The organism is Phycicoccus avicenniae (genome assembly GCF_050496545.1).
GTDB lineage: Bacteria > Actinomycetota > Actinomycetes > Actinomycetales > Dermatophilaceae > Phycicoccus > Phycicoccus avicenniae_A.
On sequence record NZ_JBNVZV010000012.1, the window covers coordinates 83,955 to 97,903 of the forward strand.

At 74.2% G+C, this 13,949-nt stretch carries 11 protein-coding genes and 3 tRNA genes; 7 read left to right on the top strand and 7 right to left on the bottom strand.

All coding sequences use genetic code 11. The annotated features are described in order from the left end of the window. Positions 1 to 69: 69 nt before the first annotated feature. From ACQZ2A_RS11855 to orn, 4 genes are all read right to left on the bottom strand, one after another. Positions 70 to 145: transfer RNA gene (locus tag ACQZ2A_RS11855), tRNA-Lys, on the bottom strand. A gap of 45 nt (positions 146 to 190) precedes the next feature. Next, entirely contained in the window at positions 191 to 883 is a 693-nt protein-coding gene (locus ACQZ2A_RS11860) for a copper resistance CopC family protein (protein ID WP_430211144.1), read from the bottom strand. A gap of 65 nt (positions 884 to 948) precedes the next feature. Then, a tRNA-His gene (locus ACQZ2A_RS11865) sits at positions 949 to 1,024 on the bottom strand. A gap of 106 nt (positions 1,025 to 1,130) precedes the next feature. Beyond that, entirely contained in the window at positions 1,131 to 1,814 is a 684-nt protein-coding gene (gene orn, locus ACQZ2A_RS11870) for an oligoribonuclease (RefSeq protein ID WP_430211146.1), read from the bottom strand. A 61-nt stretch (positions 1,815 to 1,875) separates the two neighbouring features. Between orn and ACQZ2A_RS11875 the strand changes: the two genes are divergently transcribed. Next, the gene (locus tag ACQZ2A_RS11875) at positions 1,876 to 3,033 is read left to right on the top strand and encodes a PrsW family intramembrane metalloprotease (protein WP_430211149.1); all 1,158 of its coding nucleotides are present in this window, start codon (positions 1,876 to 1,878) and stop codon (positions 3,031 to 3,033) included. 74 nt (positions 3,034 to 3,107) lie between these two features. Then, positions 3,108 to 4,322 (top strand): M20 metallopeptidase family protein, encoded by a 1,215-nt coding sequence (locus tag ACQZ2A_RS11880; RefSeq protein ID WP_430211151.1) that lies wholly within the window; start codon positions 3,108 to 3,110, stop codon positions 4,320 to 4,322. Between the two features lie 258 nt (positions 4,323 to 4,580). On the opposite strand, the gene ACQZ2A_RS11885 is transcribed toward ACQZ2A_RS11880, so the two are convergent. Next, positions 4,581 to 4,654: transfer RNA gene (locus ACQZ2A_RS11885), tRNA-Arg, on the bottom strand. Between the two features lie 127 nt (positions 4,655 to 4,781). Beyond that, entirely contained in the window at positions 4,782 to 5,336 is a 555-nt protein-coding gene (gene thpR, locus ACQZ2A_RS11890) for an RNA 2',3'-cyclic phosphodiesterase (RefSeq protein ID WP_430211154.1), read from the bottom strand. A 68-nt stretch (positions 5,337 to 5,404) separates the two neighbouring features. Between thpR and ACQZ2A_RS11895 the strand changes: the two genes are divergently transcribed. Genes ACQZ2A_RS11895 through ACQZ2A_RS11905 form a run of 3 tightly spaced genes read left to right on the top strand, consistent with a single transcriptional unit; the run spans position 5,405 to position 9,574 of the window. Then, entirely contained in the window at positions 5,405 to 7,114 is a 1,710-nt protein-coding gene (locus ACQZ2A_RS11895) for a dynamin family protein (RefSeq protein ID WP_430211157.1), read from the top strand. Then, on the top strand, positions 7,111 to 8,775 hold the full coding sequence (locus ACQZ2A_RS11900) for a YfjP family GTPase (RefSeq protein ID WP_430211158.1): 1,665 nt from the start codon (positions 7,111 to 7,113) through the stop codon (positions 8,773 to 8,775). Before ACQZ2A_RS11895 ends, ACQZ2A_RS11900 begins: the two co-directional genes overlap by 4 nt. 31 nt (positions 8,776 to 8,806) lie before the next feature. Beyond that, the gene (locus ACQZ2A_RS11905) at positions 8,807 to 9,574 is read left to right on the top strand and encodes a class I SAM-dependent methyltransferase (protein ID WP_430211161.1); all 768 of its coding nucleotides are present in this window, start codon (positions 8,807 to 8,809) and stop codon (positions 9,572 to 9,574) included. Positions 9,575 to 9,598: 24 nt separating this feature from the next. Here the strand turns inward: ACQZ2A_RS11905 and ACQZ2A_RS11910 are convergent, their stop codons facing one another. Beyond that, positions 9,599 to 11,359, bottom strand: a complete 1,761-nt coding sequence (locus tag ACQZ2A_RS11910; protein WP_430211163.1) for an alkaline phosphatase family protein — start codon at positions 11,357 to 11,359, stop codon at positions 9,599 to 9,601. Positions 11,360 to 11,633: 274 nt separating this feature from the next. Between ACQZ2A_RS11910 and ACQZ2A_RS11915 the strand changes: the two genes are divergently transcribed. Both ACQZ2A_RS11915 and ettA read left to right on the top strand, forming a co-directional pair. Further along, on the top strand, positions 11,634 to 12,179 hold the full coding sequence (locus ACQZ2A_RS11915; protein ID WP_430211165.1) for a single-stranded DNA-binding protein: 546 nt from the start codon (positions 11,634 to 11,636) through the stop codon (positions 12,177 to 12,179). 45 nt (positions 12,180 to 12,224) lie between these two features. Beyond that, positions 12,225 to 13,907 carry an energy-dependent translational throttle protein EttA gene (gene ettA / locus ACQZ2A_RS11920; protein ID WP_430211166.1) on the top strand — a complete coding sequence of 561 codons (1,683 nt, stop codon included), beginning with the start codon at positions 12,225 to 12,227 and terminating at the stop codon, positions 13,905 to 13,907. The last annotated feature ends 42 nt before the right edge of the window (positions 13,908 to 13,949 follow it).

The window sequence follows — 13,949 nt, forward strand, 5'->3', positions numbered from 1 at the left end:
CGTCCTCCGCGGGTCCGGATACGGGTGAGGCTCCCCGGCGGACCGGGGAGCCTCGTGCTCGGTGAGCGGTGGTGCGCCATCAGGGACTCGAACCCCGAACCCGCTGATTAAGAGTCAGCTGCTCTGCCAATTGAGCTAATGGCGCGCGATCGGAGACATTAGCAGCCGTCCGGCCCGCTCGTGAAATCGGTCAGTCGCCGGCCGGGGGCGGCCCGGCACCACGGCGCGCGCGGGCCAGCACGAGGCGCACGAGGACGGTCCCGAGCAGCACGCCGAGGAGCAGCCCGACGACGATGGCGACCCAGGGCACCGAGCCCTCGTCGGCGCTCGCCGGGTCGGCGTCGGAGGTCGCGGTGGCGGTGGGCGACGAGGTGGCGGAGGCCGAGGCGCTCGGGGAGACGGATGCCGACGCGGACGCCGACGGGCTCGCGGAGGTGCTCGCCGACGGGGCCGGCGTGGTCGGGTCGGCGCCGGGGACGGCCGCCTCGGTCGTGGTGAACGTCACCGTGCCGGAGATCGGGTGGCCGTCGACGCTCACGACCCGGTAGCTGACGACGTGCTTCCCGGCGACGAGGTCGGGCACGAGGGCCTGGGTGACGGTCCGGCCGTCGACGACCGGCTCGCCGTCGGCCTCGGCGCGCACCGGCCCGCGGACCCGCACCTGGAGGAACTGCTCGTTGACCTCCTCGCTGAAGGTCAGCGTGACCGTCGGGGTCGTCGTGAGCGTCGCGCCGTCGGCCGGCGAGGACTTCACCAGCTGGGCGTGCATCGGCAGCGCGGCGGCCTGCGAGGCGAACACGGGCAGGGCCGAGGCGACCAGCCCGATCGTCACGAGGGCGACGACGATGACGGTGACCACGGTGGAGGTCCGGCGGGAGAACATGCCCCCATCCTCGCAAAGTCCCCGGACGCGACGGAGCCCCGGTCCGCACGGACCGGGGCTCCGGGTGGGGTGAGTGACGGGACTTGAACCCGCGGCCCTCGCGACCACAACGCGATGCTCTACCAGCTGAGCTACACCCACCACGACGGGCGCGGACATCGCCTTCGACGGCATGTCGTGCGCCCGTTGCGCGGATCATCCTACCCGCTCCGGGAGGGTGCTCCGGACCACCCCCGGATGGTGGGTGTCAGTCGGCGGAGGGCGCGCCGGCGACGGCCTCGGGCGCGGCGGCGGGGGAGCCGTGGTCGACGACGTGGCGCGCGGCGATGGAGCGCAGCTCGTCGCTGGAGCGGCCGGGCGGGTCGACGAAGACCGCGCCCCGGTAGTAGCGCAGCTCGGCGATGGACTCGCGGATGTCGGCGAGCGCACGGTGGCCGCCGGTCTTGGTCGGCGCCGCGAAGTAGGCCCGCGGGTACCAGCGGCGGGAGAGCTCCTTGATCGAGGAGACGTCGATGATGCGGTAGTGCAGGTGGGCCTCGAGCTCGGCCATGTCGCGGGCGAGGAAGGCGCGGTCGGTGGCGACGGTGTTCCCGCCGAGCGGGGCCTTGCCCGGCTCGGGGACCCACTCGCGCACGTACTCGAGGACGCGGGCCTGCGCCTCCTCGAGCGTCGTGCCACCGGCCAGCTCGTCGAGGAGCCCGGAGCCGGTGTGCATGTCGCGGACGAAGTCGTTCATCTGCTCGAGGGCCGCGTCCGGCGGGCGGACGACGACGTCGACGCCCTCACCCAGCACGGTCAGCTCGAAGTCGGTGACGAGCGCGGCGACCTCGACGAGGGCGTCGGCCTCGAGGTCGAGCCCGGTCATCTCGCAGTCGATCCAGACGATGCGGTCGGTGTGCGCGCGGTCGGAGGGCGTGGACATGCGGGCCATGCTAGGCCGCACAGGGGTGGGACCGGGCGGTGAACGGTCCCACCCCGCTAGGGTGCGGGCCATGAGCGGGGACCTGCGGACGGCACCGGCGGCGCTGCGGGCGAACCCCACGAGCCGGTCGGCGCTGCGCGGCGCGGTGGTCCTCGGGGTCGGGGGTGTCGGCTTCCTGCTCGCCGCGCTCGTCGTCTCGGCCTACCTCGGCGCGACCTTCGGGGTGCAGACCGCCCTGCTCGCGCTCGCCGTCGCCCTCGTCCCGCTGTTCATCGTCATCCCCTCCTTCCTGTGGCTGGACCGCTTCGAGTCCGAGCCCACCCGCTACCTCGTCGTCGCGTTCCTCTGGGGCGCGCTCGTTGCAGCCCTGCTGGCGGCCGTGTTCAACACCAGCGCGATCGTCGTCCTGCAGAGCGCCACCGACCCCGACGCCGCGCTCGCCACGACCGCCGTGCTCGTCGCCCCCGTGGTCGAAGAGGCGCTCAAGGGGCTCCTCGTCCTGCTCGTGTGGCTCTTCCTGCGCCGCGAGTTCGACGGCGTCACCGACGGCATGGTCTACGCCGGCGTCTGCGCGGCCGGGTTCGCCTTCACCGAGAACATCCAGTACCTGGCGCAGGCCTACAGCGACGGCGGCGGGGAGGCGCTGACCGCCACCTTCGTCGCCCGATGCCTGCTCTCGCCGTTCGCCCACCCGATGTTCACGCTCCTCACCGGCGTCGGCATCGGGGTGGCCGCGACCAGCCGCGGATGGCTGCCCAAGGTCCTCGCGCCGGTCGCCGGCTACCTGCTGGCCGTGCTCGCGCACGCGCTGTGGAACCTCGCGGCGGTCTCGGGCGGGACCGGGCTGGTCACCGTCTACGTGCTCGTCGAGGTGCCGGTCTTCCTCGCGTACGTCGGGTTCGTCGTGTGGGCCCGCAGCCGGGAGGGGCGCCTCATCGGGCAGTTCCTGCGGCCGTACGTCGACGCCGGCTGGCTCTCGCGCGGCGAGGTGACGATGCTCGCCTCGATGTCGCACCGGCGCGAGGCGCGCGTGTGGGCACGCACGAACGCAGGAGCCGGCGGGCTGGCGGCGATGCGCGCCTTCCAGGACACCGCGAGCGAGCTCGCCCTGCTGCGCCGCCGGATGCACCACGACGCCGCCGACGCCCACGCGCTCGCGCAGGAGCGCGAGCTGCTCGCCGCGCTCGCCGCCCGCCGCACCGAGTTCGTCGGCCTGCCGGTGAGCTGAGCGCCGTCGGCGCCTGCACCTGCGTCTTCCTGCCCCTGTCCCGTCGGTCCCCGTCCCGTCCCCGAGGAGTTCCGTTGTCCCAGGCCTTGGATGCCGCCCGCCGCATCGGCCCCGAGCTCGTCGAGCTGCGCCGCCGCCTGCACCGCGCCCCCGAGCTCGGGCTGCACCTGCCCGAGACCCAGGCGACGGTGCTCGCCGAGCTCGAGGGCCTCGACCTCGAGGTGTCGAGGGGCGAGGGGCTGTCCTCGGTGGTCGCGGTGCTGCGCGGGCGGGCGCCGCACGAGGGGGAGCGGCCGGTCGTGCTGCTGCGCGGCGACATGGACGGGCTGCCGGTCGCCGAGGAGGTCGACGTCGAGTACCGGTCGGAGCGAACGGGACTCATGCACGCCTGCGGGCACGACCTGCACGTCGCGGGGCTCGTCGGGGCCGCGCGGGTGCTGTCCGGGATGCGCGACGAGCTGGTCGGCGACGTCGTCCTGATGTTCCAGCCCGCCGAGGAGGGCCCGGGCGGCGCCGAGCCGATGATCCGCGAGGGGCTGCTCGAGGCCGCCGGGCGGCGGGTCAACGCCGCGTACGCGGTGCACGTCTACTCGGCCGACCACCCGCGCGGCACGTGGTTCGGGCGGCCCGGGCCGCTCATGGCCGCCGCCGACGAGGTGCACGTGGTCGTGCGCGGCGTCGGTGGGCACGGCTCGGCGCCCGAGCGGGCCAAGGACCCGGTGCCGGTCGCGTGCGAGGTCGTGCTCGCCTTCCACACCGCCGTGACGCGGCAGTTCTCGGTCTGGGACCCGGTGGTGCTGACCGTCGGGAAGGTCGCGGCCGGCACGAAGGACAACATCATCCCGGACGACGCCGTCATCGAGGCGACGCTGCGGACCTTCTCGCGCGAGCACCGCGAGCGGGCGCACCGCGTCGTCACCGAGGTGGCGCAGGGCATCGCCGCGGCGCACGGGCTGTCGGCCGAGGTGACCATCGGCAACGGGTACCCGGTCACCGTCAACGACGCCGACGAGTTCGCGTTCGCGCGCGACACCGTGGTCGACCTGTTCGGCGAGGAGCGCTGGGCCGACATGGCCAACCCCGAGGCGGGGTCCGAGGACATGGCCTTCGTCCTCGAGGAGGTGCCCGGCGCCTACCTCAACGTCTCGGCGTGCGCGCTCGAGGACCACACGCTCGCCGAGGACAACCACTCGCCGCGCGCCGCGTTCGACGACTCGGTCGTGCCCGACGTGGCCGGTGCGCTCGCCGAGCTCGCACTGCGGCGCTCGCGACAGCTCGCCACCGGCTGACCCCCCGCTGGGTCGAGGTGATGCCGGGCCGTCAGCGGGTCCGGTTTCACCTCGACGCGATGGGTGCCACGGCTGGTTCGAGGGATTCGGCCGTCGTGATGCGGTGCCGGGATACCTCGAACGACCTGGCTCGGCGTGCGCGCGCCCCCGGCAGGATCCGCGGTCGCGGCACCCGCTCGTGCCTCGCGGGACCCGCGTCCGCTCCCGTCGTCCCGCCGGGGTCGCCGACGTCGATGCGCTCCGCGCATCGTTAGGCGGCGCCCCCGGCAGGACTCGAACCTGCGACCTCGAGATTAGAAGGCTCTTGCTCTATCCGGCTGAGCTACGGGGGCCCGGCGCCCGGGGGCGCCGCCGCACAGTCTAGGGAGACGCCGGCGCGCGACGGGGCGACCCGTGGAGCCCGGGTCCCGTCTGTTCCCACGCACGGAACCCGGGCTCCATCCGCCGTCCGGTCCGGCGTCAGCCGCCGAGCGGGCAGGAGGCGAGCGCCTCGTGGCGCGGCCGGTGACCGCGCTCGCGGGGCAGGTGCGAGTGGACGACGACGACCTCGTCGGCCACCCACGACGGCCCCCGGTAGGTGTCGAGCACCCGGAGCCAGCGGGTCGCGTCGACCGCCCGGCCGAACCGCCCGAGCGTCACGTGCGGCACGAACGGCCCGCCCTCCGGGGCCCCGCCGACCACCGCCACCGCCGAGCGCACCGCGGCGGCCAGCGGCTCCAGCGCGCCGCCGTCCTCCACGCCGGCCCACAGCACCTTGGCGCGCGTGACGTCGGGGAAGCATCCGCCGCCCGCCACCGACAGCTCCACCGGCGGCCGCCCGGCGGCCACGGCCCGCACGCCGTCGAGGAGGGGCTCGAGCACCCGCTCGGGCACCGCGCCGGCGAACGCCAGCGTGACGTGCCACCCCGACGGCGCCGACCATCGGGGCCCCTCGACGTCGCGCCGGGGCTCGAGGAAGTCCTCGAGGTGCTCGACGACCTCGGCAGGGGGCTGGACCGCGACGAAGACACTCACGGGCGACATCATCGGCGCATCCGCCGGGAATGTCCGGCGGGACACGGCGCGGTCGTTAGGCTCTGACCGTGGGTGCGGACCGGGACGTGGAGGCCGTGGTCGCCGCCGTCGAGGTCCTGAGGGAAGAGGTCGAGCGCGCGACCCTGCCCCTCGACGTGCCCGGACGCCCCGACGCCGAGACCGCCCGGCGCCGCCTCCTCGACCAGCTCGACGACTACGTCCTGCCCCGCCTGCGCTCCCTCGACGCCCCGCTGCTCGCGGTCGTCGGCGGCTCCACCGGCGCCGGCAAGTCGACGCTCGTGAACTCCGTCGTCGGCGCGGACGTCAGCCGCGCCGGCGTGCTGCGCCCCACCACCACCTCGCCCGTGCTCGTGCACCACCCGGAGGACCGGCACTGGTTCGAGGGGGAGCGCATCCTCCCCGGCCTGGCCCGCGTCACCGGCGCCGACACCGGCGAGGACCAGCCGGGCACCGTGCGGCTCGCGGCCTCCACCACCCTGCCCGCGGGTATGGCCCTGCTCGACGCGCCCGACATCGACTCGGTCGTCTCGGCCAACCGCGAGCTCGCCACGCAGCTGCTCTCGGCCGCCGACCTGTGGCTCTTCGTCACCACCGCGGCCCGCTACGCCGACGCCGTCCCGTGGGACCTGCTGCGCACCGCCGCCGAGCGCGGCACGGCCGTCGCCATCGTCCTCGACCGGATCCCGCCCGAGGCCGTCGACGAGATCCGCCCCCACCTCGCCGCGATGCTGCGCGAGCAGGGGCTGCCCACCGCGCCCATCTTCACCGTCCCCGAGACGCCGCTCGACCCCCGCGGACGACTCCCCGAGGAGGCCTTCGCCCGGCTGCGGTCCTGGCTCGAGGCGCTGGCCGGCGACGCCCGGGCCCGCGACATCGTCGTGTCGCAGACGCTGCGTGGGGCGGTGTCCTCGCTGACCGGCCGGGCCGCCGAGCTCGTCGCCGCCAGCCGGGACCAGCAGGCCGCCCGCGTCGAGCTGGCCGGTGCCGCCACCGCCGCCTTCGAGGACGCCCGCCGCCGCGTCGCCGACGGGATGACCGACGGCACGCTCCTGCGCGGCGAGGTGCTCGCGCGCTGGCAGGAGTTCGTCGGCACCGGCGAGTTCTTCCGGCAGGTCGAGACCACCATCGGCCGCTGGCGCGACCGCATCACCGCGGCGATCAAGGGCACGCCACCGCCGGCCGAGGGGCTCGGCGAGGCCCTCCACACCGGCGTGGCCGCGCTCGTGCTCGCCCACCTCGAGGCCGCCGACTCCGACACCGCCCGCTCCTGGCGCCGGATGCCCGGCGGCTCCGGCGTGCTCGCCGACGTCCCCGCCGTGGGCGCGACACCCCCCGAGACGGGCGCCGCCGTCGAGCGGCTCGTGCGCGACTGGCAGGGCGAGGTCCTCGAGCTGGTCCGCACCGAGGGCCAGGGCCGGCGCACCAACGCGCGCATCGCGGCCTACGGCGTCAACGCCATCGGGCTCTTCCTGATGCTCGTCGCCTTCGCCCAGACCGGCGGGCTGGTCGGCGCCGAGATCGGCATCGCCGGCGGGACCTCCGTTCTCGCGCAACGGGTCCTGGAGGCGATCTTCGGCGACCAGGCCGTCCGCGACATGGCCGCCAAGGCCCGCGCGCGGCTGCTCGACCTCGTCGACGACCTCTACGCGCAGGAGCGGGCCCGCTTCCTCGACGCCCTGGCCTTCCACTCGCCGCCCGAGGAGCAGGCCGAACACCTCGAGTCCGCCGCCTCCGGGCTGAGGACGGTGTCGGTGTGAGCCCGCTGGTCATGGGCGGGTCCCGCGGCGCCGTCGTGTCGCCCGAGCGCCTCGCGGCCGCCGCCGACGCGCTCGGCGCCGCGGTCGAGGCCGGCGGCGACGAGCTGCCCTCCGCCGGTGGGGCCCGGGCGTCGCAGGTCGTCACGAAGGTGGCGCAGCGCACCGCGCTCGTCGGTGGCCACACCGTCGTCGCGCTGGCCGGGGCCACCGGCAGCGGCAAGTCCTCGCTCTTCAACACCCTCGTCGGCGGCGACGTCGCAGCGGTCGGGGTGCGCCGGCCGACGACCTCCACCCCCACGGCCGCCGTGTGGGGCGCCGAGCCCTCCGGCGAGCTGCTCGACTGGCTCGGGGTCGGCTCGCGCCACCTCGTCGAGGGCGAGGGCCCCGGGGGTCAGGTGGGCACCCTCGACGGCCTCGTCCTGCTCGACCTCCCCGACGTCGACTCCCGCGAGACCGGCAACCGCGCCGAGGCCCAGCGGGTCCTCGAGCTGGTCGACCTGTTCGTCTGGGTCACCGACCCGCAGAAGTACGCCGACGCCCGGCTCCACGACGACCACGTCGCCACCCTCTCCGCGCACGAGGCCGTCACCGTCGTCGTCCTCAACCAGGCCGACCGCCTCTCGCCCGAGGACGTCGAGCGCTGCCGCACCGACCTGCGCCGGCTGATGGAGCGCGACGGCCTGCCCGGCGCCACCGTGCTCGCGACCTCCGCCCGCACCGGCGCGGGCGTCGACGAGCTGCGCCAGCGCCTCGCCAACGCCGTCGCCGGCCGCACGGCCGCCCGGGCCCGGCTCGCCGCCGACGTCCGCTCGGTCGCCGGCGACCTCTCCGCGCACGTCGCCGCGGCCGAGCCGACCGTCGACGAGCCCACCCGCGCCGAGCTCCTCGAGGCCCTGGCCCGGGCGGCCGGCGTACCGACCGTCGTCGACGCCGTCGCCCGCGACTACCGGATGGAGGCCGCGAGCCACACCAGCTGGCCGCTCGCGCGCTGGGTGCACCGCCTGCGCGCCCGGCCGCTGCGTCGCCTGCGCCTCGACGGTCGCGACGTGCGGGTCACCGAGTCCGACGTCCGCTCCGTGCTCGGCCGCTCCTCGCTCCCGCCGCCCTCGCCGGCGGCGCGGGCCGCGGTGGCGCTCGCGACCCGGCGCGTGGCCGACCGTGCGGGCGCGCAGCTGCCGACGCCGTGGTCCGAGGCCGTCGAGCGGGCCGCCACGCCGCCCGGTCCCGACCTCGGCGACGCCCTCGACCGCGCCGTCGTCGGCACCTCGCTCCTGGCGCGGGCGCCCGTGTGGTGGCGCGTCGTCGGCGCCGTGCAGATGGTGCTCTCGGCCGCCGCGGTCGTGGGCCTCCTCTGGTTGGGCGCCTACGCCGTGGCCGGATGGCTGCAGCTCGACTCCGTCGTGCCCGAGGTCCCGCGGCTCGGGGTGCTGCCCGTGCCCTTCCTGCTCCTGGTCGGCGGGCTGCTGCTCGGTGTGCTGCTCGCCGCGCTCGCGGCCTGGCTGGCCCGGGTGGGTGCGCGGCGACGGGGGGCCGTCATGGACCGCCGGCTGCGGGAGTCCATCGCCGGGGTCGCCGACACCGAGGTGCTCGGTCCGGTGCGGCGCGTCCTCGAGCGGCACGCGGCCACCCGCGAGGCACTGCGGCACGCCGCCGACGTCTGAGCCGTCCGGTCCACCGTGAGACGGTGCCTCCGTGGACCCTGCTGACTTCTACTCCGGGATCGTCGTCGACGCCTACGCCGGCTTGAAGGCCTCGCGGTTCGACGCCGAGCCGTACATCGAGTTCGTCAGGACCCACGGCGAGCCGGCCCTGGAGGTCGGGTGCGGCGACGGGGAGCCGTTGCTCGACCTGTGCGCCGCAGGGCTCGACGCCGACGGGGTCGACTCGTCGCTGGACATGGTCCTGCGCTGCCGGGAGAACGCGGTGGCGCGCGGGGTGGCGCCCCGGGTGGTCCACCAGCGGGTCGAGGACCTGGCCATCGGGCGTCGCTACGCGTCGATCTACCTCGCGGGGCCGACGTTCACCCTGCTCCCGGACGACGAGACCGCCGCGCGGGCGCTGCGCGCCATCCGGACGCACCTCACCGACGACGGTGCGGCCCTGGTCCCCCTGTGGGTTCCCGGCCCCACGCCGACCGACGACCTCGGCGTCACCCGGGCGAGCGTCGACCGCGCGGGAGTCGAGCTGCGGTACACCCCGCTGACGGAGACCTACGACCGCGAACGGCGCACCCGGACGACGTCGTGCCGGTACGAGCGCGTCGCGGGCGGCGAGACGGAGGTCGCCGACCGGGAGTGGGTCATCCACTGGCACGCGCCCGGGGCGTTCCGCAGCATGTGCGACGTCGCAGGGCTCGAGGTGGTCCACATGGTCGATGACGACACGGGCGGTCCGCCGACCGACGCGTCGGTCGGCTTCACCGTCCTGGTGCGGCGGGCAGCGCCGACGTCCGGCGGGTAGCCGCCGCTCCCGCCGTCGGTCCGGTCAGCGCCGGAGCGCGTGCGGTCGGCCGTCCATCGGCGCGGTCGGGCGGATGCCCATCGCGGCGAGGACCGTGGGCAGGAGGTCGGGGGTGCGGAAGGTCTCGTCGGTCGTGCGAGGCCGGGCACCGGGCGTCCAGAACACCATCGGGACACGCTGGACCGACTCCTGAGCGCCTCCGTGGTCGCCGTACACGCCGTAGCTCGTGCGGTCGTGCAGGAGCCCGACCACGTCCGGGCCGTCGGGCGCCGCCATCGTGTTGACGATGGACTGCGCGTGCTTGGCCCACCACCTCTTCTCGGACCGGGTCATCGGGTTCGTGCCGTCGAGGACGAACGCGGTGCCGGCGCTGTTCTTGCGGTACGTCGCGATGACGCCCGGCAGGCCGAGCATCCGGGCCGTCGTCGCCTTCTTGGCGGTGGTCGACCGGTCGAGGAGCCATGCCTCGATCGCCGTCGACTGGTAGGAGAACTGGACGTTGCCGTCGGCGTTCAGGGCCGCGATCGCGGGGGAGGGGTTCGAGTAGGTGGTCGTGTCGAGCACGCCGTTGGTGCCGGCGTCCCAGACCCCGAGCTCCGGGGGTGCGTAGTACCAGTTGCTGTTGCCGGCGTCCGCCGCCCGCGAGCCGAGGAAGGTCTCGCCGTACGTGGCGCCGTGGTCGGCGGTGAGGACGACGAGGGTGCGACCGCCCTTCTCGCGGTCGACCGCCTCGACGGCCGCGCGGAGCTTGCCGAGCTGCGCGTCGGCGTTCTCGGCCGCGCACCGCGTGTGCGTCATCCCCGCCAGGGTGGTGCAGTCCTGGGGTGCGGTGTCGGCCTGCGCGCCCCACATGTGCGCGGCCTTGTCGATGCCGCCCATCGTGACGAACATGCCGGACCAGTTCTCGCGCTGCATCATCTCGATGGCCGCGTCGGCCACCCACGTGTCGCCGCCGAGGTGGGCCGGGTCGTTGCCGGGGACGAAGCGGTTGCCCTCGCCCGGGTAGAGCCAGGACGGGAAGGCGGCCTTGGTGCCGTAGTCGTTGTTCTTGTCGGCGTTGACGAAGTACCGGCCGCACAGGGTGGGGTCGGTGGGGTCGGGGCGGGTGAGGTACGCCGGGACGTTCTTGCCGGCGGGGGAGCGCCACTGGCCGTTGCCGGGGACGCCGGGGATGGACAGGTTGCGGCAGCCGGTGGGCGCGTCGTCGGTGACGTTGCTGCGCCGGCTCGACATCCGGACCGCGATGTCGCCGCTGATGCCGGTGGCGGACTCGACGGCGTAGGACTTCTCGCCGACCGTGATGAAGCTCGTGCCGGGGTAGCGGGCGTGCAGGTAGTCGGCCAGCTTCGGGTAGGCCACCCCGTTGTTCTTCTCGATCAGGGCGAAGTCGGCGAGGCTGAGGTCGCCGGTGATGTGCATCTGGTCGGCGCCCTTGCCGAAGACGTTCGCGTGGTCGCGGTACGCCTCGTCGGTCCAGCCCATGTGCCGGGGCTCGAGCCCGGAGGTGATGACGTTGTGCGCCATCACCGTCTCGGAGGCCATGTACCCGAGGTGGGCCTGCGCGTAGTTGGTGCCGGAGTCGCGCAGGGCGCGGAAGTTCGGCATCGCGAACCGGTCCGCGTACTGCGGGACCATCTGGTCGAACAGGACGATGAGCACCCGGTTCGGAGGCGGCGGTGGGGAGGGCTTCGGATGGCCCGCGGCCTGCGAGGCGCCGGGGGTGAGGGCGAGGGTGCCGGCGGTGAGTGCGGCGGCGACGGCGGCGAGGGTTCCGCGACGGTCCATGGGCTCTCCTCAGGACTCGTCGAGGGCCACGGTGCCCTCGACGGGTCGGAATCTGCACCCTCGCGACGGCCCGTGTCAACGGTCGTTCGCGCGGGACGAACGACCGGACGTCCGGGGGCCGCCGCGTGCGCCCTGGGCGGTCCGCGTCGTCCACAGGGCGTCCTCGGCGAGCCGGTTGTCCACAGATCGGTCGGGACCCGTTGTCCGACAGGGATGTCGCGACGGAGTGTGGTCACGGCGCACCGAGGGTCGGTGCCGCCGGAGGGAGGACACGATGTACGAGACCCACGTGACCGTGCAGGGGCGCCTCGTCGCCGACCCGGTCGTGCGCCAGGGACGGGCCGGCCCGTTCACGGTCTTCCGGGTGGCCCAGTCCGAGCGTCGCCCGGTCCGGGGCGAGCCCGGCCGGTGGGAGGACTCCGAGGCCAGCTACTACGACGTCAAGGTGTTCCGGGCGATGGGCGAGAACGCCGCCCGCTCGCTGCGCAAGGGCCATCCGGTCGTCGTCAACGGCAAGCTGTCCGTGCGGTACTACCCACGTGACGAGGGCCCGTCCGGCACCGCCGTCGAGCTCGAGGCGTACTCGCTCGGCCACGACCTGCGGTGGGGCTGCACCAGCTACACGCGCAACGGTGACCTCGCACCGTCCTTCGGCGGGGACTCGCCCGGCCCCGACCCGCTGGGCTTCGGGGACCCCGAGCACGACCCGTACGTGGTCCGCGAGGAGCCGGCGGGCGTGGCGGTGGCGTCCGGGGCTGCGGAGGGTGCCGAGGCCGACACCGGGCCGCTGCTCCGGCCGGACGACGAGCGGGCCGCCTGAGGCGGCGATTCGGGCCGGGGCCGGGGTGCTCGATACCCTGACCCCATGCCCGAGTTCATCTACGTCATGTCGCGCGCCCGCAAGGCGCACGGCGACAAGGTCATCCTCGATGACGTCACCCTCTCGTTCCTGCCCGGCGCCAAGATCGGCGTCGTCGGCCCGAACGGTGCCGGCAAGTCGTCGGTGCTGAAGATCATGGCCGGCCTCGACCAGCCGTCCAACGGCGAGGCGCGCCTGACGCCGGGCTACTCCGTCGGCATCCTCATGCAGGAGCCGGAGCTCAACGAGGAGAAGACCGTCCTCGGCAACGTCGAGGAGGGCGCCGGCGAGATCAAGGCCAAGGTCGACCGCTACAACGCGATCTCCGCCGAGATGGCCGAGCCGGACGCCGACTTCGACGCGCTGATGGCCGAGATGGGCCAGCTCCAGGAGGCCATCGACGCCGCCGACGCCTGGGACCTCGACTCCCAGCTCGAGCAGGCGATGGACGCGCTGCGCTGCCCGCCGCCGGACGCCGACGTCACCGTCCTCTCCGGCGGTGAGCGCCGCCGCGTCGCGTTGTGCAAGCTGCTGCTGCAGAAGCCCGACCTGCTGCTCCTCGACGAGCCGACCAACCACCTCGACGCCGAGTCGGTGCTCTGGCTCGAGCAGCACCTCGCGGCCTACCACGGCGCCGTCGTCGCGGTGACCCACGACCGGTACTTCATGGACAACGTCGCCGAGTGGATCCTCGAGCTCGACCGCGGTCGCGCCTACCCGTACGAGGGCAACTACTCGACCTACCTGGAGAAGAAGCAGGCCCGCCTCGCCATCCAGGGCAAGAAGGACGCCAAGCTCGCCAAGCGCCTCGCCGAGGAGCTCGAGTGGGTGCGCTCCAACGCCAAGGCCAAGCAGACCAAGTCCAAGGCGCGCCTCCAGCGCTACGAGGAGATGGCGGCCGAGGCCGACCGCACGCGCAAGCTCGACTTCGAGGAGATCCAGATCCCGCCGGGCCCGCGCCTCGGGAGCAAGGTCATCGAGGTCAAGGGCCTGACGAAGGGCTTCGGGGACCGCGTCCTCATCGACGACCTGTCGTTCACGTTGCCGCGCAACGGGATCGTCGGAGTCATCGGCCCCAACGGCGTCGGCAAGACGACCCTCTTCAAGACCATCGTCGGCCTCGAGGAGGCCGACGGCGGCACCGTCGACGTCGGCGAGACGGTCAAGGTGTCCTACGTCGACCAGAGCCGCGGCGGCCTCGACCCGAACAAGAACCTCTGGGAGACGGTCTCGGGCGGCCACGACTACATCAACGTCGGTCAGGTCGAGATCCCCAGCCGCGCCTACGTCAGCCAGTTCGGGTTCAAGGGCCCGGACCAGCAGAAGAAGGCCGGCGTCCTCTCCGGTGGCGAGCGCAACCGCCTCAACCTCGCGCTGACCCTCAAGGAGGGCGGCAACCTGCTGCTCCTCGACGAGCCGACCAACGACCTCGACGTCGAGACCCTCGGCTCCCTCGAGAACGCGCTGCTCGACTTCCCGGGCTGCGCCGTGGTCATCAGCCACGACCGGTGGTTCCTCGACCGCGTCGCCACGCACATCCTCGCGTGGGAGGGCACCGACGAGGACCCGTCGCGCTGGTACTGGTTCGAGGGCAACTTCGAGTCCTACGAGGCCAACAAGGTCGAGCGCCTCGGGGCGGACGCCGCCCGCCCGCACCGCGTCACCTACCGCAAGCTGACCCGCGACTGAGCCCCCCACCCGGCCCCGGCCGGGTGGCGGGCGACGCGCCAC